The organism is Dokdonella soli, from assembly GCF_039523175.1.
GTDB lineage: Bacteria > Pseudomonadota > Gammaproteobacteria > Xanthomonadales > Rhodanobacteraceae > Dokdonella_A > Dokdonella_A soli.
The window spans coordinates 110,220-135,024 of the sequence record NZ_BAAAEU010000015.1 but is presented as its reverse complement, the minus strand read 5'-3'; the positions used below and the strand labels follow the sequence as shown (position 1 = coordinate 135,024).

Genomic DNA, 24,805 nt, shown 5'->3' with positions numbered 1-24,805 from the left:
ACGAGCTCCGGGCCGCGCGCCGGCCGGTCGCCCTGCCTTGGCCGGACTGCGCTGACTTACCAACGCTGCACGCCGGCGTCTTCCGGCAGACTGCCTTCGCGGTACATCGTCTCCAGGTGCGCGATCAGCGCGTCCATGACCAGCCGCGTCTCGGTGCCGTTCGCCTGCACGGCGCGCTCGATCTGCGCCTTGGACAGCGGGCGTGTCACCGGCTCGCCGGCCTGCCTGGCCATCTCGACGGCCAGCTCCGCGACATGCGCGGCGAACCCGCGCATGTCGATGACCTCGTTGACGAACTCCCGCGTGAGGGAAAACTCGTTCTCCGGCATGGCGCGCTCCGTATCCGATGGCGGCAACGTACATTGTCGCACCGGGACATCGGCCGGCGCTGAACCGGTCGCATGATTTCGACGCGGCACGAGCACCCCATGCAGCGCGACCGCTGCGTGAGGCACAATGGCGACCATGCGCGTTTGCGTCTACTGCGCCTCCAGCGAGCAATGCGACCGCGTCTACCATGACGCGGCCAGCGCGCTCGGCCGCGCGCTGGCCGAAGCCGGCTGCACGATTGTCTACGGCGGCGGCGCGACCGGCCTGATGGGCGCGCTGGCGAACGGCGCGCTCGAGGCCGGCGGCGAGGTGATCGGCATCATCCCGCGCTTCATGATCGAGGTCGAATGGCAGCATCCGGGCCTCGCAAACCTCGAGGTCGTGGAGGACATGCGCGAACGCAAGCACCGCCTGCTCACCGACTCGGACGCGGTGATCGCCCTGCCGGGCGGCTCGGGCACGCTGGAGGAACTGTTCGAGGCGCTGACCCTGAAGCGGCTCGCGCTGTACTTCAACCCGATCGTGCTGCTCAACACGAACGGCTTCTACACGCCGTTGCAGCGCTTCATGGAACAGGTCGTCGCGCAGCGCTTCATGAATCGCGAACACCTGGCGATGTGGAGCATGGTCGAGCGCGTCGGCGACGTACTACCAGCCATTCGCAGCGCGCCGGCTTGGAGCGCGGATGCGCGCCGTTATGCCGCGGTCAGGGGTTGACACCCCGTAGGAGCGGCTTCAGCCGCGAAGCTGCTCCCGTTTGCGTCCGTGCCGAAGAGCATCGCGGCTGAAGCCGCTCCTACCGATCAAAGCGATGACGAGAGGAATTGCTGCGATCGGTGTTCGCCCCATCCATGGGGCTCACCCCTTCGCGCTGCGCGCTGCGGGGCCGGCCCTGCGGCCGTCCTGAATCGCTCCTGGCGATCGGTGTTCGCCCCATCCTTGGGGCTCACCCCTTCGCGCTGCGCGCTGTGGGGCCGGCCCTTCGGCCGTCCTGAATCGCTCCTGGCGATTCAGTCGAAGCGGCTGAGGTCGCGGTCGGTGTCGGAGGGCTTGGCGGCTTCGTCGCCGTCCGGATCGTCGAACAGGCCACCCGGCGTGGATTCCTCGTGCGCCGGAGCATCGGCGACGGAACGCTCGCTCGCGGCCTTCTGCTTTTCCCAACGCGTGCGGATCGGATTGGCCGACTCCGCCGATTCGAGCGTGGTCAACAGTTCCTGCTTGCGAGCCTCCGGCAATTCCGCCCAGTGGCAGTCGGCGAGTGCGCCGGCCATCGAGTAGAGCAAATTCAGGCTGGGTCGGAAACCGGCCCGCTTGACCTTGAGGAACGCCTCGACCGGGCCGATACGCGCGAGATCCTCGGTCGTCCGCACACCGATCTGGCGCAGCCACGCCGCCGATTTCGGGCCGACGTTGCGGATCTTGACATCGCGCGCGCTCATGCAAAGTTCTCCATTCGGGTTTCCGCATTCATGCGAGCGACTCCAGGAACACCGCGCACAGGCGCTCCATGCCGACGCGGTCCTCGTCATCGAAGCGCGCGAGCTTCGGACTGTCCACGTCCCACACACCGAGCAGGCGCTCGCCAGCGACCAGCGGCACAACGATCTCCGATTGCGATGCACTGTCGCAGGCGATGTGCCCGTCAAATGCATTCACGTCGCGCACGAGTTGGGTCTCGCGCGTTGCCGCCGCCGTGCCGCAGACGCCCTTGCCGAGCGCAATGCGCACGCAGGCCGGCTTGCCCTGAAACGGTCCGAGCACGAGCTCGGTGCCATCGTGGAAATAGAAGCCGCACCAGTTGATGTCCGGCAACGCGTGCCATACCAGCGACGCAAAGTTCGCGGCGTTCGCAATGCGGTCGCGTTCGCCATGCAGCAGGCCGCGCGCCTGCGCGACGAGCTCGGCGTACAGCCCGGCCTTGTTTGAGGCATCGATCGGTGCGGCGACGAACATGGCAGGCCATCGCAAGGGGGTGAGTCCGCCATTGTACGCCGGACGCGCTTTGTCGCTGGCATACTGCGGCGGCGTGGGAGCGACGATGAGCGAGACGGCAATCCTGGACGATCACGGTTTTCGCGTGCGCGGCACCCAGCCGACGCGCGCGGACGCGTTCGTCGACGCCGCGTTCGCGTTTGCGGTGACCCTGCTGGTCATCGCGATCGGCCATGTGCCGTCATCGGTGCCGGAATTGGTGCAGGCGATGCGCGGCGTGCCCGCATTTGCAGCCAGCTTCTTCCTGATCGCGCGATTCTGGCAGGCACACCGTCACTGGTCGCGCCGTTACGGCATCGAGGACGACTACAGCGTGCGCCTCAGCCTGGCTCTGGTGTTCATCGTGCTGGTCTATGTCTATCCGCTGCGCATGGTGGCCACCATGGTAATGGCGATGGTCAGCGGCGGCGTGCTGGCCGAGCAGCAGATCGACATCCAGAGCGTCGATGAGCTGCGTGCGCTGTTCGTGACCTTCGCGATCGGTTACGCCGTCGTCGCGGCGATCTTCGCGCTGTTGTACCGGCACGCGTTGACACGCGCCGACGCGATCGGCCTGTCGCCCGGGGAGCGCGTGCGCACACGCAGCGCGATCGTGGTCCATGCGGCGATAGCCGGTCTCGCGCTGCTGTCGCTGCTGCTAGCGTTGCTGCTGCCGAGCGTTCCCGCGACATCGCTGAACTACTCGATTCCCGGCCTCGTCTACATGCTGATCTACCTGATCAGACCGCTGGTTGCACGGCGCGAACATGCAGCGCTCGCCGCGCTCGGAGCGGAGCGCGCGGCGTGAGCGTGCGTGGCGTATTCGTCACCGGTACCGACACCGGTGTCGGCAAGACCTTCGCGAGCTGCGCGCTGCTCGCCGCACTGCGCGCACGTGGCCTGCGCGCAGTCGGCATGAAGCCGGTCGCCAGCGGCTGCCGTGCGACGGCCGCGGGATTGCGCAACGAGGATGCTGAAGCGCTGATCGCCGCCAGTGCCCCGGCGCCGGCTTACGCGGACTGCAATCCGTTCGCGTTTGCCGAGCCGATCGCGCCGCACATCGCAGCGCGCGACAGCGGGATCGAGATCGGACTCGAACCGATCCGCGCCGCGCATGCGCACCTTGTGCGCGACGCCGATGTCATCGTCGTCGAAGGCGTCGGCGGCTGGATGGCGCCGTTGTCCGACACACTGATGCAGGCCGACCTGGCACGCGCGCTCGAGCTTTCGGTGGTCCTCGTGGTCGGCCTGCGCCTCGGCTGCCTCAATCACGCACTGCTCAGCGCCCGCGCAATCGCGGCCGACGGGTGCGTGCTGGCCGGCTGGATCGCGAACCGCGTCGACCCGGCCATGGCGCGCGCGGACGCGAACCTTGCGACGCTGCGCGCGCGCATCGCCGCGCCGCTGCTCGGCGTGCTCGATCACACGCCGGGGTGCGCACCGGAACAGGTCGCGAACGCGCTCGATGCGGCCGCGCTTTGAACCCATGAACGACGCTGCCGCGAGCGCTGCGCGCGCCACGCCACGCTGGCTGCCCTGGCTGCTCGCCCTCGTCGGCTGGGCATTCGATGTCGCCGCCTACTGGCCGGGCCAGATGTCGTTCGACTCCGCGTATGCGTGGTGGCAGGCGCGCGGTGGCGAAACCACGGACATCGCGCCACCGGTCTTCGTGCAGGTCTGGCGCTTCTGCGATGCGTTGGTCGCCGGACCGGGCCTGCTGTTCGCGCTGCATCTGGCGCTGTTCTGGGTCGGGCTGGCTCTGCTCGCCCGCGCGCTGCGCACGGGCGTGCTTGCGACCCTTGCGGCGATGCTGCTGCTCGCACTCGCACCGGCGCCGCTGGTATTGCGCGGACATGTCTGGACCGATGTAGGTCTGTTCTGTGCATTGACCTGTGCGACCGGTGCGCTCGCCTGCGCGCAGGTCGAGTGCCGCAAACGGTGGTTGCTGCTTGCGCTGCCGATGCTGGTCTACGCGAGCGCGCTACGCCACAACGCGTTGCCGGCGATCGTGCCGCTCGCCGCATGGTTCGCATGGATCATGTCATACGATGCCCTTGCCTCAGCGCCCGCGAGAGCGCCGCGTGTCGCATGGACGACACTTGCGCTGCTCGTCGCGTTTGTCGCGGCGAACCAGGCGGTCAGCGCGACCGTGCAGCGCCGCGTGCTGATCTGGCCTTCGCTTGCGCAATGGGATCTCGCTGCGGTGTCGATCGCCACCGGCCGCATGCTGTTGCCGGATTTCATGATCGGCCCCGGCCTCGACGTGGCCGATCTGGCCCAGGCGTTCCGCGGCTGGAGCAATACGCCGATGCTCGCGAACACGCGACATGGCATGCGTGATCCGTTCATGCCGGCCTTTGCGCCGGAGCAATTGTCGGCACTGCGCCACGCCTGGCTCGAGGCGATCGTCAGCGAACCCGGCGCATGGCTCGCGCACCGCTGGCGGCTGACTCGCGCCCTGTTCGGCACGCACGAACCCGACTGGCCGCACGAACTCATTTATGTCGACGACGAGGTCGGCTATCGCGACAACCCGCCGGTCGCGTGCAACAGGGGCGCTCTGCATGCCGCACTGATGCGCGTCGTCGCAGCGCTGGTCGCGACACCGGCGCTGGCCGCCTGGCCGTATCTGATGCTCGGCTTGGCGGCCGGGTTCGTGGCATGGCGCAGGCGCGCCACGGATGCCGGCCGCATCGCCGGTCTACTGCTCGCCAGTGCCTGGCTCTACGCCTTGCCGCTGATCGTGCTGGCGCCGTCCGCGGAGCTGCGCTACCTCGGCTGGCCGTGCGTCGCGAGCCTGCTGGCCTGTATCTGTGTCGCGTTTGCGCCGCGTCCGGCGGTGCGCTGGTAAACTCGCATCGGCACTATCGAAGGGATCGCCATGGGCACGATGCAGCGCTACATTTTCTCGATCGACGATCTGCCGAAGGCGCGCGGCGAGTCGCACGAGCTGTCGTTCCCGGGCGGCTCGCCGGACACCTTCGCCGCGCTCCTGCAACAGGCCTTGCGCGGGCCGTCGCTGTGGCAACGCTGGAGGGCGATGCAGCCCGATCCCGACGCGGTCGATCCGGCGCTCGGCGCCAGCGATCCGGCCGCGCGGGTCGAGGCGCACCAGTCCGACGTGCATGTCAGCGTCGATGTCGTCAGCTCGCTGCCGCACGCGATCATCAAGCACCGCATGACCTTGCTGATCGGCAAGCACTGGACGCTGCGCGACGTCAGCGCAGCGTAGCGCTTTCCGATCGAGTCCTCGCCGCAGGACCGTAACATCGACGCTGCAGTCCGGGCGACGTCTCGCTTTGCCAGTGCAACGCCGGTAGGATGCGGCCATCCTCCTCACGGGAGCACCGATATGGTGGCGGTCCACACACCGGCATTTGATCGGGACAGCGCGCGGTTGGACTGGCGCGCGATGCTTGTGGTCGTGCTGTTCCACGCGTTGCTGGCCATCTGGTTCGTAAACCAGCGCAGCAGCGGGTCGCCGCAACCAAGCCTGACACCGCTGGTCCTCGTGGATCTGCTGGAAGCCCCATTCCAGTCCAGGAAACACGAGCAGCGTTCGCCCCTTCGGACCGCAGCCGCGAGTCCTGCGGCGCATCGGGCGCACGAACAAGCGGTGACACCCAGGATGCAACCGCGACGAGGCCGCGACATCATCGTGCCCGAAGGACATGAGGCGGTCGGTGTTTCCGCGGCGGCGGCGACAACGACGTCTGCGATGGTGACGGATGCAGGTACCGGCGCCTCACTGGCGACGCGCGGTACAGGCAGCTACGCGGGACCGCATTTTCGGCCACCGCGGGTGCGCCACCGCTCCATGCCGAACTACCCGGCCGATGCATTTCGCGCACACCAGCAAGGCACGGTCGACGTGATCGTCACCGTGTCTGCGAGCGGCGAGCCGGTCGAAGCGCATGTTTACCAATCGAGCGGAACCGCATCGCTCGACAGCGCAGCGGTTGCCGCCGTGAAGGCCTGGACGTTCAGGGCCGCTGAACGCAACGGAAACGCGACCGAAGCACAGGCGATCGTGACGATCGACTGGTCGATCGGCCCGAAAACCGTTCTCGCGGGGTTGGGATCACCGATGAATCCGTCATCGAACATGTCGACCGTGGTGAAGCAACAAACCGTGGTCAAGCAAATTGAATGCTTACAAACTTCGCCACCCGAGCTTTGCAAGTAACGCCAGTTCCACGTTTGGCTGGCATCCGCCATGCGCCATCCGTTGCCAGCGGCACACGGACCACAGCGACTCTTCCTCGACCGTGCACTTCGATCATTTCGTGTTCGGCCCAGGCGTTCGAGATCGACTGAAGCAGCGCGCCGAGATCGATGCCGCGTGACGGGGGTGCGGTGTCAGTACGCGAATTCGCGGAACACGCGGTCGATGTCGCCCTTCCACTCTCCGTGGAAGAGTTCGAGCTTGCGCTCGGCCGGCGTCTGGTTCGCATCGACGATCTGCATCAGGATGTCGAGGAACAAACTCTCGTCGGCGCCGTTGCCGTTGACGCGCGCGCGACGCCGCAGGCCATGCGCGGAGATCTTCAGCGCCTCGATCGCCAGGTCGCGCAGTGTGCCGCCGCGGAACGGCAGCTTCAACGCGTGCTTGGGCACGCCATCACGCAACGCATGGCGTTCCTCGCGCGTGAAATCCTTGACCAGATCCCAGGCTGCATCGAGCGCGGCTTGGTCGTAGAGCAGGCCGACCCAGAACGCGGGCAGCGCGCACAGCCGGTTCCACGGGCCGCCGTCGGCGCCGCGCATCTCGAGGAATTTCTTCAGACGCACTTCGGGAAACGCGGTGGTCATGTGATCGGCCCAGTCGCGCATCGTCGCTTTCGTACCGGGCAGTTCGGCCAGATCGCCGGCGAGGAACTTGCGGAACGACTTGCCGGCCAGATCGATGTACTCGCCGTCGCGGTACGTGAAATACATCGGCACGTCGAGCAGGTAATCGGTGTAGCGCTCGTAGCCGAAGCCGTCCTCGAACACGAAATCGAGCATGCCAGTGCGGTCCGGATCGGTGTCGGTCCAGATGTGCGAGCGGTAGCTCTGGTAGCCGTTGGGCTTGCCTTCGGTGAACGGCGAGTCGGCGAACAGCGCAGTGGCGATCGGCTGCAGTGCGAGACCGACTCGGAACTTCTTGACCATGTCCGCTTCGTCGGAATAGTCGAGATTGACCTGCACGGTGCAGGTGCGCGTCATCATGTCGAGACCGAGCGAGCCGACCTTGGGCATGTACTCGCGCATGATCTTGTAGCGGCCCTTCGGCATCCACGGCATGTCGGCGCGGCGCCATTTCGGCTGGAAGCCCATGCCGAGGAAGCCGAGGCCGATCTCGTCGGCGACCTGCTTGACCTCGCGCAGATGCGAGGCAACCTCGCAACAGGTCTGGTGGATCGTCTCGAGCGGAGCACCGGACAGTTCGACCTGGCCGGCCGGCTCCAGCGTGACCGAGGCGTTGCTCTTCGCCAGCGCGATCAGCTTGCCGTGCTCGGGCACGCGTTCCCAGCCGAAGCGAGCCATTCCCTCGAGCAGCGCACCGATGCCTTGCGGGCCTTCCCAGGTCGGCGGACGCAGATCGTCGAGGCGGAAGCCGAACTTCTCGTGCTCGGTGCCGATGCGCCAGGCGGAAGCCGGTTTCGCGCCTTCCTCGATATAGCTGACGAGCTGGTCGCGCCCACTGATCGGTTCATCCTTGACGGTGCTGGGGCCGGACATCGGAAACCTCGTGGAGTGAGCGGTTCGGCAAGATGGGGGATGCGCAGGCCGAACAAAAGGCCCGCGATAGCGACCGGTTGACCGTGACCTATCCTGACGTTCGTTCTGAGCTATCGACTGCGTGCGCAGGAGCGCACGCGAACGGAGGGAAGTTCTTCCAATAGCCTTAGCTGCCGCGCAGTTCGAGCCAGCCGGCAATCACCGCGCGCGCCTCGTCCAGGCCGGTCTTGGCCAGCGACGAGAACAACTGTGCGGTGCCGAGTGGGAATTCCGCGGCCAGCGCCTTGCGCACCCCGGCCAGGGTGCGGATGCCCTCGCTTCGCGACAACTTGTCCGCCTTGGTCAGCAGGCAATGACAAGGCCGACCACTGGCGGCGCCGAACGCGAGCATGTCGCAGTCGAATTCCTTCAACGGGTGCCTTGCATCCATGACCAGGACCAAGCCTTTCAGCGAGGCGCGTGTACGCAGATAGGTGTCGAGCACGCCGCGCCAGTGCAGGCGCATCGCCTCGGGTACCTTGGCATAACCATATCCAGGCAGATCGATGAGCCGGTGCGCGGGATCATCGACCGGGAACACGTTCAGCAGCTGGGTGCGGCCCGGTGTCTTCGAGGTGCGCGCGAGGCCGTGCTGGTCGCAGATCGCGTTCAATGCGCTGGACTTGCCCGCATTCGAGCGTCCGGCGAACGCGACTTCGGCACCGGCATCGTCCGGAAGCTGATTCAGGCGGTTCGCGCTGGTCAGGAAATGTGCCTGACGGAAGGGATTGGATTTCATCGATTGCTCATTGGTCGCTGCCCTCACCCCTTACCCTCTCCCGCAAGCGGGAGAGGGGGGAGAACGTGCCGTGCGGATTTGCTTCAAGCAGGGTGACGATGCTCGTGGAGGTCTGGAGCAGGCGGATTCCTGCCCCAAAAGCGGTTTGACCGCCTTCGGGCGCACAGGGATAATTCCGCGGTTGTCCGTCGCGCAGCGGCGGTGTCCCCTTGGATCCCCACGATTTTTCCGGAGTGAGTGTATGAGCTTTCGGCGCGTCTTTGTTCGGTACATGCTCGCTCTGACCGTGTTGCCCGCCGCGGGTGCGGCGCTGGCGCAGACACCGTCGAACGAGACCGCCGCGCCGGCCAGTCCGACCGCGGCGCCGGCCGCCGCAACGCCTGCGCCCGCCGAGGCGGCCAAGGCCGGCAACGCACTGGTGCTCGGCGAGGCCAAAGCCGGCGAGACCAAGGCAGCCACCTGCGGCGCCTGCCACGGCATCGACGGCAACCCGTCGGACAAGCAGTATCCGAAGCTGGCCGGCCAGAACGAGGCCTACATCGCGCGCCAGATCACGCTGTTCCAGACCCAGAAGCGCCAGAACGCGATCATGATGGGCTTCGCCGCAACGCTGTCGGCGCAGGACATGCACGACATCGGCGCGTACTTCAGCAGCAAGGCCTCGCTGCCCGGCGTCGCCGACGAGAAGCTGCTCGAGCGCGGCCAGGCGTTGTATCGCGGTGGCGACACCAAGCTCGGCGTGCCGGCCTGCATGGCCTGCCACGGACCGGACGGCCGCGGCATGGCTGGCACCGGCTTCCCGCAGCTCGCCGGCCAGTGGGCCGACTATGTCGCGGCAAAGCTCAAGGACTGGAAGACCGGTGCGACCTGGGGCGACGACGCCAACGCGAAGATCATGCCGACGATCGCACAGGCCTTGAGCGATGCCGACATCCAGGCGCTCGCGTCCTATGTCGAAGGCCTGCACACCGCCGCCGCGGGAACCACGACCGCTTCGAAGTGATCGAAGCGCGACGCGGCGATTGCAGCCGTATTCAGCGGTCCGTCCAGACACTCGCGCTGCCGTGGCGCGCGTGAGCGCGCGCCGTTCCGCCCACCGATCGGGAGATCTTCGATGTTGAAACGTGTTTCCGCCCTGCTGTTCGGCCTCGCCTTTGCCGCGTTCGCGCATGCCGAGGGCGATACGTTCGAAGCCGGCAAGAACTGGTTCGCGGTCGAGCCGGCGCAGCCGACCAGCACCGGCGACAAGATCGAGGTCGTCGAGGTGTTTTCCTACGCCTGCCCGGCCTGCAACTTCTTCCAGCCGACGATGGCGAAGCTGAAGGCCGCACTGCCGGCGAACGCCGAGCTGGTCTACCTGCCCGCCGCGTTCCGCCCGGACGAGGACTGGCCGACCTTCCAGCGTGGGTTCTACGCCGCGCAGGCGCTTGGCATCCTCGACAAGGCGCACGAAGCGACCTTCGACGCGGTGTGGAAGGACGACGGCACGCTGCACATCGCCGATCCGACTACGCACCGCCCGGTCTCGCCGATGCCGTCGATCGACGACGTCGCGAAGTTCTACGCGAAGTTCGGCGTGAAGGCCGAAGACGTGGTCGGCGTCGCGAACTCGTTCGCGGTCAACACCAAGATGAAGCGTGCCGACGCGCAGCTGAAGGCCTATGGCGTCGATTCCACACCGACGCTGATCGTGAACGGCAAATACCGCCTGACCGCGCAGTCAGCAGGCGGCGTCGACAAGGTGATCCCGCTGGTCAAGTTCCTGGTCGCCAAGGAAAGCGCCGGCAAGTAGACCGATCCGTCGCCGCGACATCCCGTGCCGACGCGGGAACGTTCGTGGCGACGCGCGGTCTCGCACTGGTTCCGCCATCATCTCTTTTTGACGAGGACACGATCATGCTGAAGCGTCTTGGGCTGCTCTGCGCCGGTCTGCTGTTCGTTTCGATCGCTGCGGCCGAACCTGCCGCGACACCGGCTGCGGCGACGAACTGGGAAGCCGGCAAGCACTACTTCATGATCGATCCGCCGCAGCCGACCGCGACGGGCGACAAGGTCGAGGTGCTCGAGATCTTCTCGTACGCCTGCCCGCACTGCGCACATTTCCAGCCGTACGCGGAACAGCTCAAAGCTTCGCTGCCCGCCTACGCGAGCTTCGGCTACATGCCGGCGATCTTCAACGCGCAATGGGAACCGTATGCGCGCGCGTTCTACACCGCACAGTCGCTCGGTGCGCTCGACCAGACGCACCAGGCACTGTTCGATGCGCTGCATCGCGACCACCTGCCGCTGCAGACGATCGACGACCTCGCCGGGTTCTACGCACAGCACGGCACCGACAAGGCGAAGTTCCTCGCCACCTCGGGTTCGTTCGAGATCGAGAGCAAGCTTTCGCGCGCGATGCAGATCGTCAAGAGTGACGGCATCGACGGCACGCCGAGTGTCGTGGTCAACGGCAAGTACCGCGTCACTGGCGCATCGGCCGGCGGCTATCCGCAGCTGATCGAAGTGGTCGACTGGCTGGTCAAGAAAGAGCATGACGCTGCGGCCAAGCCGGCGAAGTCCGCGGCGCAGGCGAAAGAGAAGAAATAGAACTCTGCTGGCCGGCGCGCCACCGCGCCGGCCGCCCGCTTCAACGCCGACAGCGTGACTCGCGGCGCTTGCCGGTTTCCGACGCGCTGGTTAGCCTCGTCCGCATGACCCCCTCCGCACCCGCCGCCGCCGCGGACACCCGCGCCGCGGAACGCCGGCTGCATCTGCTCAGCTGCAACATCCTCGCCGGCGGCAGCGTGCGCCGCTATCGCGACTACGTGACGCACAGCTGGAAGCAGGTGCTGCCGACCGGCAAGCGCGCGAACCTCGACGGGCTCGCGCGCGTGATCGGCGATTTCGACCTGGTCGGGCTGCAGGAAGCCGACGCCGGTTCCTTGCGGTCGGGTTTCCTCAACCAGACCCAGTATCTCGCCGAAGCCGCGGATTTCCCGTACTGGAGCCACCAGCCGAACCGCCGCGTATCGCGCCTGGCGACTTCCAGCAACGGCTTGCTGGCGCGCTGGCAGCCCGACGAGGTGCTCGACTATCCGCTGCCGGGCCGCATTCCGGGTCGCGGCGCGCTGTGGGCGCGCTTCGGCAGCGGAGCGGACGCGCTGGTCGTGCTCGTCGCGCATCTCTCGCTCGGCCCCGCCGCACGCGCGCGTCAGCTCGCGTTCCTCGCCGAGCTGATCGGACAGCACCCGAATGCGGTGCTGATGGGTGATCTGAACACATCGGCGCAGGGCAAAGAGCTCGATCTGCTCTACACGCGCACGTCGCTGGTGCGGCCGAAGGAATCGCCGGCGACCTTTCCGAGCTGGCGCCCGACGCGCGCGATCGACCACATCCTGGTCTCGGACTCGATCGAGGTGGAGCGGCGCTGGGCGTTGCCGCATCCGGTTTCGGATCATTTGCCGATCGCCGCGAGCGTGCGATGGCCAAAATCGCTGCGCGCACTTACTGCCTGAGGCTTACAGCAACATTCCCGTAGGAGCGGCTTCAGCCGCGATGCCTTTGCACTTTTCCATGAGGCTCGGCGAAGAGCATCGCGGCTGAAGCCGCTCCTACAAAAAGCCAAAGAAAAAGGGCCGCACGTGGCGGCCCTTCCCCTCCCTCCCTAAGCGTGAATCGAATCAGAACCGGACGCTGGCCTCGATGTAGCCGAAGCGACCCGGCAGGTCGTAGTTGGACGCGTCATAGCCGTTGAGCGAGCAGCTCACGCAGGCCGGCGGATCCTTGTCGAAGATGTTGTTGATACCACCGGAGACGCTGATGTTGTAGCGCACCGGAAGTTTCCACGTGACGCGCGCATCGTGGTAGGTGGTCGCGCCGAGACGATGCGAGCCGTTGGCACGGCCGCCTGCGGTATTGTCCGGCTGGCTGCAGATCGGGAAACCGGCCGCACCACCACAGTCCTCGACCAGATGCGACAGGTAGCGCACGGTCCAGCTCGCGCTCCAGTCGGCCAGGCCCCAGGTCGCGGCGAACGTCGAGCGAATCCGCGGGATGCCGCTGTCGGCGACCTCGATGCCGACCGTGTTCGGTTCCCGCGCGCCGGTATCCTTCGCAACCGCCTTGTACTGGCTCGTGTAGGTGATCTGCCAGTTCGCGCCGAAATGGCCAAAGCGCATTTCGGGGCTCAGCCAGTTGAGGCCGAGGTCGAAGCCGTGCGTGTCGATGCGGCCGAGGTTGCGCAGCGTGTTGTTGAAGCCGTTGATCGAACCATTGCCTGCACGCGTGATGCCATGGCAATACAGCGGATCGAGCGTTTCCACGCAGCGGTTCAGCTGGGTCTGCGCTGCGGGCGCCTGGATCGCGTTGTCGACCTTGATCTTGTAGTAGGTCAACTCGACATCGACCTTCTGCGACCACGCGGTGTTCTCGGCCCAGCTCGGACTGTAGATCGCACCCATCGTCGAGCTCTTCGAGGTCTCCGGACTCAGGTGCTGGTTGCCGCCGGTGATGATCGAGATCTGCGGATTGTTCTGCGTGAACCCGGCCGGTACGCCGAGCGCGAGGCAGTTCGCGGTCACGTTGCCCGCACACGGATCGGTCAGGGTCGCATCGAAACGCGAGAACGTGCCGAACAGTTCGCCGATCGACGGGGCACGGAAACCCTCGGCCCAGGTGCCGCGCAGGGTCAGGTCCTCGAACATCTGCCAGCGCAGGCCGAGCTTGTTGTTCGTCGTGCTGCCGAAGTTCGAGTAGTCCGAATAACGCGACGCGGCGCTGAGGTCGAGGTGCTTGGCGAACGCCATGTCGGCAAGCAGCGGCGCATTGACCTCGACATAGAACTCGTTCACCGAGTAGCCGCCCGCGGTCGGACCCGAAGGCACGCCATTGGAGTCGCCCGCAGTCACGATCGAATCCGGCGTGTACGAGCCGTCGAGCTTGCGGTGTTCGTAACCGGCCGCAATGTCGAGCGAACCGGCCGGCAGCTGGAACACGTTGCCGGAGATGTTCGCGGTCCACATCTCGAGCTTCTGCTTGCTGCGGTCGTTCTCGTTGAACAGGATGTAGTTCAACATGTCCCGCGTGATCGTGCCGGGGCCGCCGAACAGGTTCAGCGGCACGCACGGCGCGGTGCACTGCGCGATCGGACCGAGCCCGTTCATGATGTGGCGGATGTTGTAGGTGCCGCTGACCGTCTGCGTCGCGTTGTTCGTGCTGTTGACGTAGTTCACGTCCCAGAAGAACTGGTGGTCGCTGAAGGTCAGGTCGCCGTTCAGGCCGGTCGCGTAGTACTTGGTGTCGACGGTCTGCTTGAAGATGCGCGGGCCGCCCTCGATCGGGCGGCGACCCATGCCGAAGTCCGGGCTGTTGCCGTCAAGCGAGAAACCGAACGGGTTGTACGGATTGGTCTTGTCCACACCGACGCGGTAGCACAGGTCGATCGCCTGGCAGAACTGCTGGCCGAGGAAGATCGGCTCCGGCGCGGCCTGGTTGGTCGAATCGCGCGTGTTGTACAGGCCCTTCAGGTAGAAGTTGACGTGGTCGGTGATGTGGTAGGTGCCCTGCGCGAAGATGCCGGTGCGATCCTGCGGCGTCAGCAACAGGTTGAACGGCGCGAAGTCGAAGCGGTCCGCGCGCTTGAAATGATGGAAACCGCCCGGGAACGGCTGCACCCCGCCCGGCGGTGCGACGCCGTTCGCGGTGATGTTGCAGAAGCCGTCCGGACACAGGCCGCCGTAGTTGTTGGTCGGATCAGGCGTGTCGAACAGATAGCGCGTGTACGGCGTGGCCGAGCTCGCATTCGCGAGCCCGGTACCCGGCACTGGAAACCTCGACCCGGCCCAGTCAGCAGAGCTGATCTCGTTCTGCTTGAACCGGCTGATGTCCATGAAGAAGTCGAGCTTGTCGGTGCTGCCGCCGAGCGAGACGTTGCCGGAATAGGTCTTGCCGTCGCCGACCGAATAGCCGCCGCCGTAGACATGCAGGCCGAGGCCTTCCTGCTTCTTCTTGGTGATGATGTTGATCACGCCGGAGATCGCGTCGGAACCGTACAGCGACGAGGCGCCGTCTTTCAGGATCTCGATGCGGTCGACGATGCTGGCTGGAATCGTGTTCAGATCGACCGCGGCGGACACGCCCGAGGCCGACGACTCGTTCACCCAGCGCACACCGTCGACGAGGATCAGCGTGCGCTTCGCGCCGAGGTTGCGCAGCGAGATCGTGGTCGAGCCGGAGCCGACACCGCCGCCGTCCGGCGGAAAGCCGAAGTTACCGGCCGAATTGAATTTCGTGTTCAGCGATGAGCCGCTGACCGAGAGGCGCTGGATCACGTCGCCGATCGAACCGAGGCCGGTCGCCTCGATGTCCTTGGAGGTGATCGTGAGCACCGGCGTCTGGCCCTCGACCTCGGCCTTCTTGATGCGCGAGCCGGTGACCTCGATCGCCTGCAGTTTCTGGATATCTTCGCCGACCCTGTCCTGGGCGAGCGCGGGTGCGACATACAGCGCCGAAAGGACGGCGCCGGCCAACGCATTGACGGCAACTTTGACAAAACGACGTGAGCGCATGGAACTCTCTCCCGGGACAGTTAGAGCGGAACGTGGCGAAGTCGCATGGATGAAAAGAGCGGTCGCACCTCGCGGCGCGTCAAGAAAATGTAAAACAAGCATTCGCTTTTTGCTATAGCCGCGCAAGACCCAGGTAAATTTGCCGACGGCCCGGTCTGGAAATCGCACCGGACGGGGCCCGGATCGCCGTCCTTGCGACGGCCGCAACGCCGCAGCGCAGCATGCCGACGCTACACTGGCCGCATCCGATCGCTGTCCGGGTTGTCCTGCATGTCTTTCCGTCCGCTCCGCCGCTGGCGATCCTCGCTGCTCGTGCTGCTTTGCGCGTCCGTCATGCTGCCGCTGCAGGCCGCCGACCGCGCCGCCCAGCGCGAACAGTTCCGCACCGCCCTGGCAGCAGCCTCGCGGCCTCCGGAGGGCGCCTGGAAGAAGCTCGCGCAGGGTCTGGATGAAGCCCATTACCCGTTGACGCCGTACATCGAGCTAGCCGCGTTGCGCACGCGCATCGGGCAGCTCGACCGCGGCGAGGTCGAGCGTTTCCTCGCACGCTGGCCGGATACGCTGCCGGCCAGCGACCTGCGCGGCGCCTGGCTGCGCGAGCTCGCGCGCCGCGGCGACTGGACCACGTTCCGCGCGTTCTGGACCGGCAGCGGCGACCGCGAGCTCGTCTGCGACGAACTGCAGGCGCGGCTGGCCGCCGGCACAAAGCTCGACTACACGGCCGACCTCGACGCGCTCTGGCAAGGTGTGCACGCCCTGCCGGGCGCCTGCGACCCGGTGTTTGCCGCGGCCCGCACCAGCGGCGTGCTGACCGACACGCAGGTCTGGGAGCGCCTGCAGCGCGCGGCTGCCGCCGGCAACGCTGAAACGACTGCGGCCGCCGCATCCCTGCTCGGCGGCGCCGACCGCGCGGCGGCGGACCGTATCGTCGCGGCCCTGCGCGATCCGGCCACGACATTCACGAAGGCGAAGACCTGGGCCGACGAGCAGCGTGCGCGCGAGGCGATCGCGTACGGCCTCGCGCGCTACGCACGGCGCAATAGCTCGGCCGCGGAAACCGCGTGGGCCGATCTCGAGTCGCGTTTCAAATGGGATGCCGCGCAGAAGAACCGCGTGCTCAACGCGCTCGCGGTCTATCGCGCAACGAGCTATTCGCCGGATGCGCTGGCGCGCCTGAACGCGCTGCCGGCGGCCGCGGAGGATGACGCGACGCGCGAATGGCGCGTACGCATTGCCTTGAGCGGTGGCGACCTCAAGGAAACCCTGGCCGCGCTCGACCGCCTTTCCGACACGCAGAAGGCGGATGCGCGCTGGCGTTACCTGCGCGCGCGCGCGCTGATGAAGCTGGACCGCAAGGCCGAGGCGACGCCGATCCTGACTGAAGTCGCACGCGAAGCGAATTTCCACGGCTTCCTCGCCGCGGACTGGACCGACCAGCCGTACGCGATCTGCGCGCGCACGCTCGCTAGCGACCCGAAAGCCGAGGCGGCACTCGCGAAGCAGACCGACCTCGATCGCGCGTTCGAATTCCGCGAACTGGACATGTTGAACGACGCGCGCCGCGAATGGGATTTCGCGATGGCCAAACTCGATGTGAACCAGCGCCGCCTCGCCGCCGACCTCGCCTACCGGCGCGGCTGGTACGACCGCGCGGTGTTCGCGTTCTCGGCGGATCCGGAAACACAGCAGCTCTACGAACAACGCTTCCCGCTCGGCATGGAGGCCCAGGTCAAACGCGAGGCGCGCAGCGCCGGCATTGATCCGGCCTGGGCCTACGGGATCCTGCGTGCGGAGAGCGCCTGGATGACCGATGCGCATTCGAGTGCCGACGCCTACGGCCTGATGCAGCTGCTGCCCGGCGTCGCCAAGCAGCTGGCGAAGGCCGAGCAGCTGCCCTACTCGAACGCGCAGGATCTGATGAACCCCAACCTCAACGTGCAGCTCGGCACGCGCTTCCTCGGGCGCATGGCCGGCAAGTACGAAGGCAGTCCGTGGCTGGCCAGCGCCGCCTACAACGCGGGCGAGGCGCCGGTCGGGCGCTGGCTCGACGCGCGCGGTTCGCTCGATCCGGATTTCTTCATCGAGACGATCCCGTACAAGGAAACTCGCGACTACGTCGCGCGCGTGCTCGCATTCAGCGTGATCTACGACTGGCGCATGAACGGCAAGGCGCTGGCGCTGTCCTCGCGGATGCCGAAGATCGGGCAGGCCTACCAGGCACCGACTGCGGCGACGCCGCGCAAGGCCGTGGTCTGCGCGGCGGCGCCAGCGCCAGCGGTGGCTGCTGCCGAAAACAGCCATTGAGCGCGTCGGACTCGGATCAATCCGACCGAGCAGAGGGACGCTGAGGGGCGTTGACCCGCGCGCATCGTCCCGATCCATGCCCACGCTATCACCTTCCCTGCCGGCACCGGAAGGCGTTAAATGACGGTCCCACCCCCGGAGCACCGACATGCAGCCGCAGAAGATCGTCGTGCTCGGTGGCACCGGGTTCGTCGGCAGCCATCTGGTGCCACGCCTGCAGCGCGACGGGCACACGATCACCGTGCTGTCGCGCAACCGCGAGCAGCATCGCGAACTCGGCGTGCTGCCCGACGTCGCCGTCGTCAACGCGGATGTCCATGATCGCGCGGCGCTCACGCGCCACCTCGCCGGCGCGGGCGCGGTGATCAATCTGGTCGGCATTCTCAACGAGCACGGCAGCGACGGCAGCGGCTTCCGCAAGGCGCACGTCGAACTGACCGGAAACCTGATCGCGGCGTGTGCCGCAGTGGGCGTACCGCGCCTGCTGCAGATGAGCGCGCTGCGCGCCGGCGAAGGCGAGAGCTTCTATCTGAAGACACGCGGCGAGGCCGAGGCGCGCGTGAAGGCATCGCCGCTCGCCTGGACGATCTTCCGGCCCTCGGTGATCTTCGGCGACGGCGATGGCCTGTTCTTCCGCTTCGCGCAGCTGCTGCGCATCGCGCCGGTGCTGCCGCTCGCGCGTGCCGGCGCCAAATTCACGCCGGTCCATGTCGGCGACGTCGCCGAGGCATTCGCGCGCGCGCTGATCCATCCGCACACGGTCGGACGCGTCTACGAACTTACCGGACCGCGCGTGATCGAGCTCGGAGAGCTGGTGCGCTGGACCGCGCGGATGATCGGCAAGCGCCGCCTGATCGTGCCGCTGCCCGATCCGCTCGGCTTCCTGCAGGCGTATGTCGGCGAATGGCTGCCTGGAAAGCCCATTTCGCGCGACAACTTCCGCTCGCTGAAACTCGATTCGGTGTCGCGCGTGGACGGCCTCGCCGCACTCGGCATCGTCGCCACACCGATGGAACTGGTGATGCCGGCGCTGCTTTCCGGTGACGATCGCCAGCGCCGCCTGGACCGGTTCCGCGGGGATTATTGACCGCGCGTTCTGGGCGTCCGCTTGAAACACGTGTAGCCGTTCGTGGTGAGGTATCGAACCATGAGTGGCAGCACGAGGCCGCTCGCCCTTCGATACCTCAGGGCGAACGGCGGCGAGGTTTCAATCGTGTGCGCCACGACATTTGCCTGCACCGCCTGACGCATAGGCGCTCTGGCACAATCGCGCGATGCAAACGTTCCTCGTTGGCGGCGCGGTCCGCGACAAGCTGCTCGGGCTCGGTGTCGCCGACCGCGATTTCGTCGTGGTCGGCGCGACACCGGACCAGATGCGCGCGCGGGGTTTCCGCCCGGTCGGCAAGGATTTTCCGGTGTTCCTGCATCCCGAAACGCAGGAGGAGTACGCGCTCGCGCGCACCGAACGCAAGATCGGCCACGGTTATCACGGCTTCGCATTCCATGCAGATCCGTCGGTCACGCTGGAACAGGATCTCGAACGCCGCGACCTCACGATCAACGCGATGGCCGAGGACGAGCACGGCGCGGTCGTCGATCCGTTCGGCGGCCAGCGCGATCTTGCCGACCGCATCCTGCGGCATGTCTCGCCGGCGTTCGTCGAGGACCCGGTGCGCGTGTTGCGCGTCGCGCGTTTCGCGGCGCGCTATGCATCGCTCGGTTTCAGGATCGCCGACGAAACGTTGGCGCTGATGCAACGGATGGTCGACAGCGGCGAGGTCGATCATCTGGTCGCCGAACGGGTCTGGGCGGAGACACGCAAGGCGCTTGCCGAACCGACGCCCTCTGCGTTTCTCAAGGCGCTGCGCGCCTGCGATGCGTTGCGCGTGGTGTTCCCCGAGGTCGACGCGCTGTACGGCGTGCCGCAGCGCGCGGAGTTTCATCCGGAAGTCGATACCGGCATCCACATCGAACTCGTGCTCGACATGGCGGCGCGGCTTGCACCGCGTGACGACCTGGTCGGCTGGTGCGCACTTACCCACGATCTCGGCAAGGCGCTGACGCCGAAGGACGAACTGCCGCGCCATCACCGCCATGAGCACAACGGTATGGCGCCGGTACGCGCGCTGTCCGCGCGGCTGAGGGTGCCGGCCGAGCATGCGGCGCTCGCGGAGCTGGTCTGCCGCTGCCACCTCGATGCGCATCGTGCACTCGAGCTGCGCCCGGCCACCGTGCTCGAACTGCTGGAACGCCTCGACAGTTTTCGCCGCCCCGAGCGCCTGCACCGTTTCCTGCTCGCCTGCGAAGCCGACAAGCGCGGCCGCCTCGGGTTTTCCGACAGCGCGTATCCGCAGGCGGATTTCCTGCACTCGGCGCATGCGGCCGCGGTCGCGATCGACGCAGCCCCCTTCGTCACCCAAGGCCTCACCGGAACCGCGATCGGCTCGGCGATGCGCGAGGCGCGCGTGCGCGCGATCGCCGCGCTGCGCGCGCAACGCGTCGAAAACTCCTAGTCACCCACAGCGCTTCCGTACGCGGCGCGCCAGCGATATGCGATCTCGCCGGCCAGTTCGTGCAGCGCCGCCTCGCTGGCCGCGATCGCACCACCACGCGGCAGCAGGTCGGCGAATTCGCGGAACGGCGCCGCGCGGAAATCGACCGGGTGGGCGCAGGGCACGAAGCCGACGGCACGGAACGCGACCAGCGCGCGCGGCATGTGCAGTGCCGAGGTCACCAGCCAGATCCGCTCGGGGGCGGCGGGAGCGAGCGCGCGCACGTGCTGCGCGTTCTGCCAGGTCGTGCGCGAGCCGGTTTCGATGCGAATCGACACAGGCGGCACGCCGAGCCGGCGCGCGAGCGCGGCCATCAGCGTGCTCTCGGCGACATCGTCACCGGGGCGTATGCCGCCGCTGATCACGAGCTCCGTTCCCGGCGTGGCCAGTACCAAGGCCGCCGCGTCGATGGTGCGCTGCACGCTGGCCGCGTTCAGCGCGCCGACGTCGTCGGCATCGTGGGGCGGCCTCCGCACGCCACCGGCGAGCAGCACGACCGTGGCCGGCGCGGGCGCCGCACAGGCGATCGCCGGCGGCGCGCGCCGTTCCTCGAGTGCGACCAGCGCGTTGGCGCCGAGCGGCGCGGCGAGCAGCAGACAGAGCGCCTCGAGCGCGAATCCGGCGTACCAGAGTCCTCGCGACAGCCGGCGGCGCCCGAGCCACAGCGCCAGCGCCAGCAGCAGGCCGAAGCCGAGCGGCGAAAGCACGGCATCGATGAGTCGGGTCAGCGGCATGCCGTGCCCGACTTCACAGGCGCCGCGACAGATCGAACGCGCGCAGACCGGGCAGCGCCTCGGTCACGCCGCGTGCGAACGCGATCGCCTGGAAGCGCTCGCCCATATCGCCGGGCAAGGTCAGCCGCTTCGCCTCGGCGACGACACGCAGGCGTTCGACTTCGGGCAGATCCTGCGTGGCCTCGATCAGTTCGGGCAGGCCGCTGGCGAGCAGGAACTGCCCTTGCGGTGCGTAGCCGACGAAGTCGAGCCCGGCGCCGACGCCGGCCTCGGCGAGCGCTGTGAAATCGACGAACGCGGTGATATCCGCGAGGCCGGGCCAGTGCAACGGGTCGGCGTGCGCGCGATGCCGGTAGTGGCAGACCAGGGTGCCGTCGCTGCGTTCGGGCAGGTAGAACTCGCGACGCGGATAGCCGTAGTCGACGAACAGCGCGACGCCGGCTTCGAGCGAAGCGGTGACCGCCTGGATCCAGTACGGCAGCTGCGGCAGGACCTCCGAGCGGTAGCCGTCCGCGAATGGCGCCTCGAGCGAGCGCTCGACATGGCGCACCGCGTTCGCGACCAGCGTGTCGGCTGGCCGATCCACGCGCACGAAACGCGTAGCATCGAGCGTGATGTGTTCCTCGAACACCTCGCCCTCATGAACGGCGAAGCGCGTGGTCGGCAACGCATCGACCACCTCGTTCGCGAACAGCACGCCGCGCCAGTTCTGCTCCGGCGGACGCGAAACCCATTCGGCGCGCGCAGCGAGTTCAGGCGGCAGTTCGGCATGCACGCGCGTGCGCTGGCGTTCGCGCAGGTCGGCGCTGGGTTCGAGGATCTTGTAGCGCCGCGGCAGCGCACCAAGCGCGGCCAGCTCGCGCAACGCCGCGACCGCGAACGCGCCGCTGCCGCCGCCGAGTTCGAGGAAATCCGCGTCCGCGCCCAGTTCACGCAACGCTGGCGCGAGCGCACGCGCGACGCAACGCGCGAACAGGTCGCCGAGTTCCGATGCGGTCACGAAATCGCCGGCGGCGCCAAATTTGGTGCGGCCGGCGCTGTAGTAGCCGAGGCCGGGCGCATACAGCGCAAGTTCCATGAACCGCGCGAACGGCATCTCGCCGGTCGCGGCGATCTCGTTGCGGATGAGCGCGGCGAGTTCGTCGGAATGCGCGCGCTCGGCGGCGTCTGGTTCGGGCAGGGCGGTGTTCAAGGCTGGTTTGGCGCGCGCTTCTGCGGCACTCTGGGCAAGGGCAATGGCCGTCCAGCATAGCGCGACAGGGAGGGCACCACGATGACGAACGTGACCGAACGACCGGTCGTGCTGATCACCGGCGCCGCACGCCGGGTCGGCGCGACGATCGCGCGCACCTTGCATGCGGCAGGCTACGACCTCGCCCTGCACTGCTGGCGTTCGCGCAGGGAGCTCGATGCGCTCGTCGCAGAACTCGAACGCGCGCGCCCGCGCAGCACGCTCGGGCTGCAGGCCAACCTCGCCGATCTCGCACGCATGCCGGAGCTGGTGCTGAACACGCTGCTACATTTCCAACGCCTCGACGGCCTGGTGAACAACGCATCGGCGTTCCATCCGACCCCGATCGGCGCGATCACGCCGACGCAATGGGACGAACTGTTCGCGACCAACGCGCGCGCGCCGCTGTTTCTCGCGCAGGCAGCGGCGCCGCACCTGGCCGCGCGCCACGGCGCGATCGTCAACCTCATCGACATCTACGCCGAACGGCCGCTGCCGCGGCACAGTGTCTATTGCATGGCCAAGGCCGCGCTGGTGATGGCCACCAAGGCATTGGCACAGGAACTCGCGCCGGCGGTGCGCGTAAATGGCGTCGCACCGGGCGCGGTGCTCTGGCCAGAGGCCGGCAAGACCTATGCGGACCAGCAGGAACTGATCGCGCGCACGCCGCTCAAACGCAGCGGCACACCGGACGACGTCGCCGGCGCGGTGCTCTGGCTGCTGCGCGACGCGCCGTTCGTGACCGGACAGATCATCCGCGTCGACGGCGGGCGCTCGCTGGCGATGTGAGCGACGCCAGCGAGCGCAATCCGCGCGCGCTCAGGCCTTGATGCGGAACGCGTCGGCGACCAGCGCGCGCTCGAAGCCGACGCCGGCGTCGCCGGTTTCAGCATAGCGATGCAGCGCTGCCGCGTAGACGCCCTGCAGCGCACTTTGCACGAGGCTGAGCAGCAGGACGCCGAGCACCGCGAGCGCGCCGATGGCGAACACCAGGACGACAGCGTGCGCCTGCGCGGCAACGAACAGCAGCCCGCCCATGCCCAGCACCCAGGCGAGGAAGATCAGGCCGAACACGAAACCCATGCCGACATTGCCGACCAGGTTTTCGCCCCAGGTGCGCTTGAGCAGTTCCGTGCTGCGCTTGATCGCATCGACTGGACCGATGTTCTCGTTGACCAGCACCGGCACGGCGAGGAACGTCGCGACGGTCCAGGCGAGGCCAAGCAGGCCGGCGACCCAGCGCCCGATCAGGCCCGCGCGTTCCTGGATCGCGCGCAACACCATGCCGACCGTCGCCGCGATCGCCGCGTAACCGAGGATCTGCGGCCAGCGTGCCGCGGCGATGCGGAAGCCGTCGGCCAAAGTCGGATTGCCGCCATCGAGGCGGATCCGCGCGGCACCGACCAGCGCCGCGTTGAAGAAGAAGATCACGAAGTATTGACTGAGGTAGAACAGGAAGACGAGCGGCCACAGCCAGGCCGGTGTCGGACCGTCGTCGAGCTGCGCGAACGCGCCACCGAACGCGAGCGGCGCGATGAACGTGGCCGCGACGAGCAGCGTGCCGATAGCCGCCAGCAGCGGAAACACCAGTAATTCCCGATCCGAGCGCAGCACCGCAGCGCTCGCCTTGACCAAGGCCCAACTGCGTGCAAAACAACCCATGCTGACTCTCCCCTCGAGACCAGCGTCTGTTTTAGCACCGACGCGACTCAGACGTCGAGATCGACCCGTTCGTACTCGGCTGTCGCCGTCGGCGAAGCCGCCCGCAATTCGGCGAGCGTGCGTGCCGACTGCGGCTCGCGCACGTCCGGCGCGATCTCGGCCAGCGGCTTCAGCACGAACGCCTCGGCGAGTTCCTTGCGTGGCACCTGCAGGTTGCCGGGGCCGCTCAGCACGAGATCGTCGAACAGCACGATATCGACATCCAGCGTACGGCTGGAATAGCGGGGCACGTCGCGACGACGGCCGTGGCGATCCTCGAGCGCATGCAGCCAGTCATTCAATGCGAACGCATCGAGATCGGTATCAAGACCGATCGCGAGATTCAGGAAGTCCGGCCCGTCGAAGCCGACCGCGGGAAAGCGGTAGACCGGCGACACGATCAGCGCACCGAAGCTCGCGCGCAGCTCCGCGAGGGCCGCGCGCAGATGGCGCTCGGGTTCAAGATTGGAGCCGAGGCTGAGCCAGGCGCGGTGCATCGGAATGGGGATTGTTGGCCGGTAACGACGGGTACTTCTTTGCCCTCACCGCTCACCGCGTTCGATGACCACACCGACCGCACGCGCGCCAGTCACCGCGCCGGGCTTGGACAGCTTCAGGCGCAGCCAGCGCACATCGAACTCCACGCGGAGGATCTCGGCACAACGCTCGGCCAACGTCTCGACCAGCTCGAAATGCGAGGCCTCGACGAACGCGATCAGACGCTTGGACACCGCCTTGTAGTTCAGCGTGTCCTCGATGCGGTCCGTCGCAGCCGGCTTCGTGTTGTCGAATGCCATCTCGACATCCAGCGCGACGATCTGGCGCGTGGTGCGCTCCCAGTCGTAGATGCCGATGATCGTCTCGATGCGCAGGTCTTCTATGAAAACGAGATCCATGCAAAACCGATCAGTAAGGGGAGGGCGATCCGCAGC

Annotated in this window: 25 protein-coding genes; 14 read left to right on the top strand and 11 right to left on the bottom strand. The window is 67.2% G+C overall.

Going from position 1 to position 24,805, the window contains the following annotated elements; all coding sequences use genetic code 11:
- Positions 1–56: 56 nt before the first annotated feature.
- A complete protein-coding gene (locus ABD002_RS12700) occupies positions 57–329 on the bottom strand; it encodes a hypothetical protein (RefSeq protein ID WP_343791649.1) in 273 nt (90 codons plus the stop codon).
- 127 nt (positions 330–456) lie between these two features.
- Between ABD002_RS12700 and ABD002_RS12695 the strand changes: the two genes are divergently transcribed.
- Positions 457–1,047, top strand: coding sequence for an LOG family protein (locus tag ABD002_RS12695; protein ID WP_343791647.1), 591 nt, complete (start codon positions 457–459; stop codon positions 1,045–1,047).
- 293 nt (positions 1,048–1,340) lie between these two features.
- On the opposite strand, the gene ABD002_RS12690 is transcribed toward ABD002_RS12695, so the two are convergent.
- On the bottom strand, positions 1,341–1,769 hold the full coding sequence (locus ABD002_RS12690; protein ID WP_343791645.1) for a TfoX/Sxy family protein: 429 nt from the start codon (positions 1,767–1,769) through the stop codon (positions 1,341–1,343).
- Positions 1,770–1,797: 28 nt separating this feature from the next.
- The gene (locus ABD002_RS12685; RefSeq protein WP_343791643.1) at positions 1,798–2,283 is read right to left on the bottom strand and encodes a GAF domain-containing protein; all 486 of its coding nucleotides are present in this window, start codon (positions 2,281–2,283) and stop codon (positions 1,798–1,800) included.
- Between the two features lie 85 nt (positions 2,284–2,368).
- On the opposite strand from ABD002_RS12685, the gene ABD002_RS12680 reads away from it, so the two are divergent.
- From ABD002_RS12680 to ABD002_RS12660, 5 genes are all read left to right on the top strand, one after another.
- The gene (locus ABD002_RS12680; RefSeq protein WP_343791641.1) at positions 2,369–3,109 is read left to right on the top strand and encodes a TMEM175 family protein; all 741 of its coding nucleotides are present in this window, start codon (positions 2,369–2,371) and stop codon (positions 3,107–3,109) included.
- Positions 3,106–3,783 carry a dethiobiotin synthase gene (gene bioD / locus ABD002_RS12675; protein ID WP_343791639.1) on the top strand — a complete coding sequence of 226 codons (678 nt, stop codon included), beginning with the start codon at positions 3,106–3,108 and terminating at the stop codon, positions 3,781–3,783. Before ABD002_RS12680 ends, bioD begins: the two co-directional genes overlap by 4 nt.
- 4 nt (positions 3,784–3,787) lie before the next feature.
- Positions 3,788–5,152, top strand: coding sequence for a hypothetical protein (locus ABD002_RS12670; protein ID WP_343791637.1), 1,365 nt, complete (start codon positions 3,788–3,790; stop codon positions 5,150–5,152).
- 30 nt (positions 5,153–5,182) lie between these two features.
- Positions 5,183–5,533: a hypothetical protein gene (locus ABD002_RS12665; protein ID WP_343791635.1), complete on the top strand. Its 351-nt coding sequence runs from the start codon at positions 5,183–5,185 to the stop codon at positions 5,531–5,533.
- Positions 5,534–5,653: 120 nt separating this feature from the next.
- Positions 5,654–6,487, top strand: a complete 834-nt coding sequence (locus ABD002_RS12660) for an energy transducer TonB (protein ID WP_343791633.1) — start codon at positions 5,654–5,656, stop codon at positions 6,485–6,487.
- A gap of 173 nt (positions 6,488–6,660) precedes the next feature.
- Here the strand turns inward: ABD002_RS12660 and ABD002_RS12655 are convergent, their stop codons facing one another.
- Positions 6,661–8,025, bottom strand: a complete 1,365-nt coding sequence (locus ABD002_RS12655) for a glutamate--cysteine ligase (RefSeq protein WP_343791631.1) — start codon at positions 8,023–8,025, stop codon at positions 6,661–6,663.
- 166 nt (positions 8,026–8,191) lie between these two features.
- Positions 8,192–8,803, bottom strand: a complete 612-nt coding sequence (yihA, locus tag ABD002_RS12650) for a ribosome biogenesis GTP-binding protein YihA/YsxC (protein ID WP_343791629.1) — start codon at positions 8,801–8,803, stop codon at positions 8,192–8,194.
- A gap of 271 nt (positions 8,804–9,074) precedes the next feature.
- On the opposite strand from yihA, the gene ABD002_RS12645 reads away from it, so the two are divergent.
- The 4 genes from ABD002_RS12645 to ABD002_RS12630 all read left to right on the top strand — a co-directional run bounded on the left by ABD002_RS12645 (position 9,075) and on the right by ABD002_RS12630 (position 12,300).
- Positions 9,075–9,806 (top strand): c-type cytochrome, encoded by a 732-nt coding sequence (locus tag ABD002_RS12645; protein ID WP_343791627.1) that lies wholly within the window; start codon positions 9,075–9,077, stop codon positions 9,804–9,806.
- Between the two features lie 111 nt (positions 9,807–9,917).
- Complete coding sequence (locus tag ABD002_RS12640; RefSeq protein ID WP_343791625.1) at positions 9,918–10,595, top strand: thiol:disulfide interchange protein DsbA/DsbL; 678 nt, start codon at positions 9,918–9,920, stop codon at positions 10,593–10,595.
- A gap of 104 nt (positions 10,596–10,699) precedes the next feature.
- A complete protein-coding gene (locus ABD002_RS12635; RefSeq protein WP_343791623.1) occupies positions 10,700–11,392 on the top strand; it encodes a thiol:disulfide interchange protein DsbA/DsbL in 693 nt (230 codons plus the stop codon).
- Between the two features lie 104 nt (positions 11,393–11,496).
- Positions 11,497–12,300, top strand: coding sequence for an endonuclease/exonuclease/phosphatase family protein (locus tag ABD002_RS12630; protein WP_343791621.1), 804 nt, complete (start codon positions 11,497–11,499; stop codon positions 12,298–12,300).
- A 165-nt stretch (positions 12,301–12,465) separates the two neighbouring features.
- Here the strand turns inward: ABD002_RS12630 and ABD002_RS12625 are convergent, their stop codons facing one another.
- Complete coding sequence (locus ABD002_RS12625) at positions 12,466–15,351, bottom strand: TonB-dependent receptor (RefSeq protein WP_343791619.1); 2,886 nt, start codon at positions 15,349–15,351, stop codon at positions 12,466–12,468.
- 270 nt (positions 15,352–15,621) lie between these two features.
- Between ABD002_RS12625 and ABD002_RS12620 the strand changes: the two genes are divergently transcribed.
- The 3 genes from ABD002_RS12620 to ABD002_RS12610 all read left to right on the top strand — a co-directional run bounded on the left by ABD002_RS12620 (position 15,622) and on the right by ABD002_RS12610 (position 20,168).
- On the top strand, positions 15,622–17,655 hold the full coding sequence (locus tag ABD002_RS12620; RefSeq protein WP_343791617.1) for a transglycosylase SLT domain-containing protein: 2,034 nt from the start codon (positions 15,622–15,624) through the stop codon (positions 17,653–17,655).
- Between the two features lie 148 nt (positions 17,656–17,803).
- Positions 17,804–18,742: a complex I NDUFA9 subunit family protein gene (locus tag ABD002_RS12615; protein WP_343791615.1), complete on the top strand. Its 939-nt coding sequence runs from the start codon at positions 17,804–17,806 to the stop codon at positions 18,740–18,742.
- A gap of 187 nt (positions 18,743–18,929) precedes the next feature.
- Positions 18,930–20,168, top strand: coding sequence for a multifunctional CCA addition/repair protein (locus ABD002_RS12610; RefSeq protein WP_343791613.1), 1,239 nt, complete (start codon positions 18,930–18,932; stop codon positions 20,166–20,168).
- On the opposite strand, the gene ABD002_RS12605 is transcribed toward ABD002_RS12610, so the two are convergent.
- Complete coding sequence (locus ABD002_RS12605) at positions 20,165–20,941, bottom strand: YdcF family protein (protein WP_343791611.1); 777 nt, start codon at positions 20,939–20,941, stop codon at positions 20,165–20,167. The two genes, ABD002_RS12610 and ABD002_RS12605, sit on opposite strands and share 4 nt — an antisense overlap.
- A 13-nt stretch (positions 20,942–20,954) precedes the next feature.
- Positions 20,955–22,133, bottom strand: coding sequence for a class I SAM-dependent methyltransferase (locus ABD002_RS12600; protein ID WP_343791609.1), 1,179 nt, complete (start codon positions 22,131–22,133; stop codon positions 20,955–20,957).
- An 81-nt stretch (positions 22,134–22,214) separates the two neighbouring features.
- On the opposite strand from ABD002_RS12600, the gene ABD002_RS12595 reads away from it, so the two are divergent.
- Complete coding sequence (locus ABD002_RS12595; protein WP_343791607.1) at positions 22,215–22,961, top strand: pteridine reductase; 747 nt, start codon at positions 22,215–22,217, stop codon at positions 22,959–22,961.
- A gap of 30 nt (positions 22,962–22,991) precedes the next feature.
- On the opposite strand, the gene ABD002_RS12590 is transcribed toward ABD002_RS12595, so the two are convergent.
- Genes ABD002_RS12590 through folB form a run of 3 tightly spaced genes read right to left on the bottom strand, consistent with a single transcriptional unit; the run spans position 22,992 to position 24,769 of the window.
- Positions 22,992–23,834 carry a DUF6159 family protein gene (locus ABD002_RS12590; protein WP_343791605.1) on the bottom strand — a complete coding sequence of 281 codons (843 nt, stop codon included), beginning with the start codon at positions 23,832–23,834 and terminating at the stop codon, positions 22,992–22,994.
- Positions 23,835–23,881: 47 nt separating this feature from the next.
- Positions 23,882–24,370 carry a 2-amino-4-hydroxy-6-hydroxymethyldihydropteridine diphosphokinase gene (folK, locus tag ABD002_RS12585; RefSeq protein ID WP_343791603.1) on the bottom strand — a complete coding sequence of 163 codons (489 nt, stop codon included), beginning with the start codon at positions 24,368–24,370 and terminating at the stop codon, positions 23,882–23,884.
- A gap of 45 nt (positions 24,371–24,415) precedes the next feature.
- Positions 24,416–24,769, bottom strand: a complete 354-nt coding sequence (folB, locus tag ABD002_RS12580; RefSeq protein WP_343791601.1) for a dihydroneopterin aldolase — start codon at positions 24,767–24,769, stop codon at positions 24,416–24,418.
- Positions 24,770–24,805 lie beyond the last annotated feature (36 nt).

What these genes read in the sequence shown, in the direction of transcription:
- ABD002_RS12645 (WP_343791627.1), top strand. Translation starts at nt 9,075, where the DNA reads ATGCTCGCTCTGACCGTGTTGCCCGCCGCGGGTGCGGCGCTGGCGCAG.
- ABD002_RS12615 (WP_343791615.1), top strand. Translation starts at nt 17,804, where the DNA reads ATGCAGCCGCAGAAGATCGTCGTGCTCGGTGGCACCGGGTTCGTCGGC.
- ABD002_RS12640 (WP_343791625.1), top strand. Translation starts at nt 9,918, where the DNA reads ATGTTGAAACGTGTTTCCGCCCTGCTGTTCGGCCTCGCCTTTGCCGCG.
- ABD002_RS12635 (WP_343791623.1), top strand. Translation starts at nt 10,700, where the DNA reads ATGCTGAAGCGTCTTGGGCTGCTCTGCGCCGGTCTGCTGTTCGTTTCG.
- ABD002_RS12690 (WP_343791645.1), bottom strand. Translation starts at nt 1,769, where the DNA reads ATGAGCGCGCGCGATGTCAAGATCCGCAACGTCGGCCCGAAATCGGCG.
- folB (WP_343791601.1), bottom strand. Translation starts at nt 24,769, where the DNA reads ATGGATCTCGTTTTCATAGAAGACCTGCGCATCGAGACGATCATCGGC.
- ABD002_RS12655 (WP_343791631.1), bottom strand. Translation starts at nt 8,025, where the DNA reads ATGTCCGGCCCCAGCACCGTCAAGGATGAACCGATCAGTGGGCGCGAC.
- ABD002_RS12680 (WP_343791641.1), top strand. Translation starts at nt 2,369, where the DNA reads ATGAGCGAGACGGCAATCCTGGACGATCACGGTTTTCGCGTGCGCGGC.
- yihA (WP_343791629.1), bottom strand. Translation starts at nt 8,803, where the DNA reads ATGAAATCCAATCCCTTCCGTCAGGCACATTTCCTGACCAGCGCGAAC.
- ABD002_RS12695 (WP_343791647.1), top strand. Translation starts at nt 457, where the DNA reads ATGGCGACCATGCGCGTTTGCGTCTACTGCGCCTCCAGCGAGCAATGC.
- ABD002_RS12660 (WP_343791633.1), top strand. Translation starts at nt 5,654, where the DNA reads ATGGTGGCGGTCCACACACCGGCATTTGATCGGGACAGCGCGCGGTTG.
- ABD002_RS12670 (WP_343791637.1), top strand. Translation starts at nt 3,788, where the DNA reads ATGAACGACGCTGCCGCGAGCGCTGCGCGCGCCACGCCACGCTGGCTG.
- ABD002_RS12700 (WP_343791649.1), bottom strand. Translation starts at nt 329, where the DNA reads ATGCCGGAGAACGAGTTTTCCCTCACGCGGGAGTTCGTCAACGAGGTC.
- ABD002_RS12685 (WP_343791643.1), bottom strand. Translation starts at nt 2,283, where the DNA reads ATGTTCGTCGCCGCACCGATCGATGCCTCAAACAAGGCCGGGCTGTAC.
- ABD002_RS12605 (WP_343791611.1), bottom strand. Translation starts at nt 20,941, where the DNA reads ATGCCGCTGACCCGACTCATCGATGCCGTGCTTTCGCCGCTCGGCTTC.
- ABD002_RS12625 (WP_343791619.1), bottom strand. Translation starts at nt 15,351, where the DNA reads ATGCGCTCACGTCGTTTTGTCAAAGTTGCCGTCAATGCGTTGGCCGGC.
- ABD002_RS12595 (WP_343791607.1), top strand. Translation starts at nt 22,215, where the DNA reads ATGACGAACGTGACCGAACGACCGGTCGTGCTGATCACCGGCGCCGCA.
- ABD002_RS12620 (WP_343791617.1), top strand. Translation starts at nt 15,622, where the DNA reads ATGTCTTTCCGTCCGCTCCGCCGCTGGCGATCCTCGCTGCTCGTGCTG.
- ABD002_RS12665 (WP_343791635.1), top strand. Translation starts at nt 5,183, where the DNA reads ATGGGCACGATGCAGCGCTACATTTTCTCGATCGACGATCTGCCGAAG.
- ABD002_RS12610 (WP_343791613.1), top strand. Translation starts at nt 18,930, where the DNA reads ATGCAAACGTTCCTCGTTGGCGGCGCGGTCCGCGACAAGCTGCTCGGG.
- folK (WP_343791603.1), bottom strand. Translation starts at nt 24,370, where the DNA reads ATGCACCGCGCCTGGCTCAGCCTCGGCTCCAATCTTGAACCCGAGCGC.
- ABD002_RS12630 (WP_343791621.1), top strand. Translation starts at nt 11,497, where the DNA reads ATGACCCCCTCCGCACCCGCCGCCGCCGCGGACACCCGCGCCGCGGAA.
- ABD002_RS12590 (WP_343791605.1), bottom strand. Translation starts at nt 23,834, where the DNA reads ATGGGTTGTTTTGCACGCAGTTGGGCCTTGGTCAAGGCGAGCGCTGCG.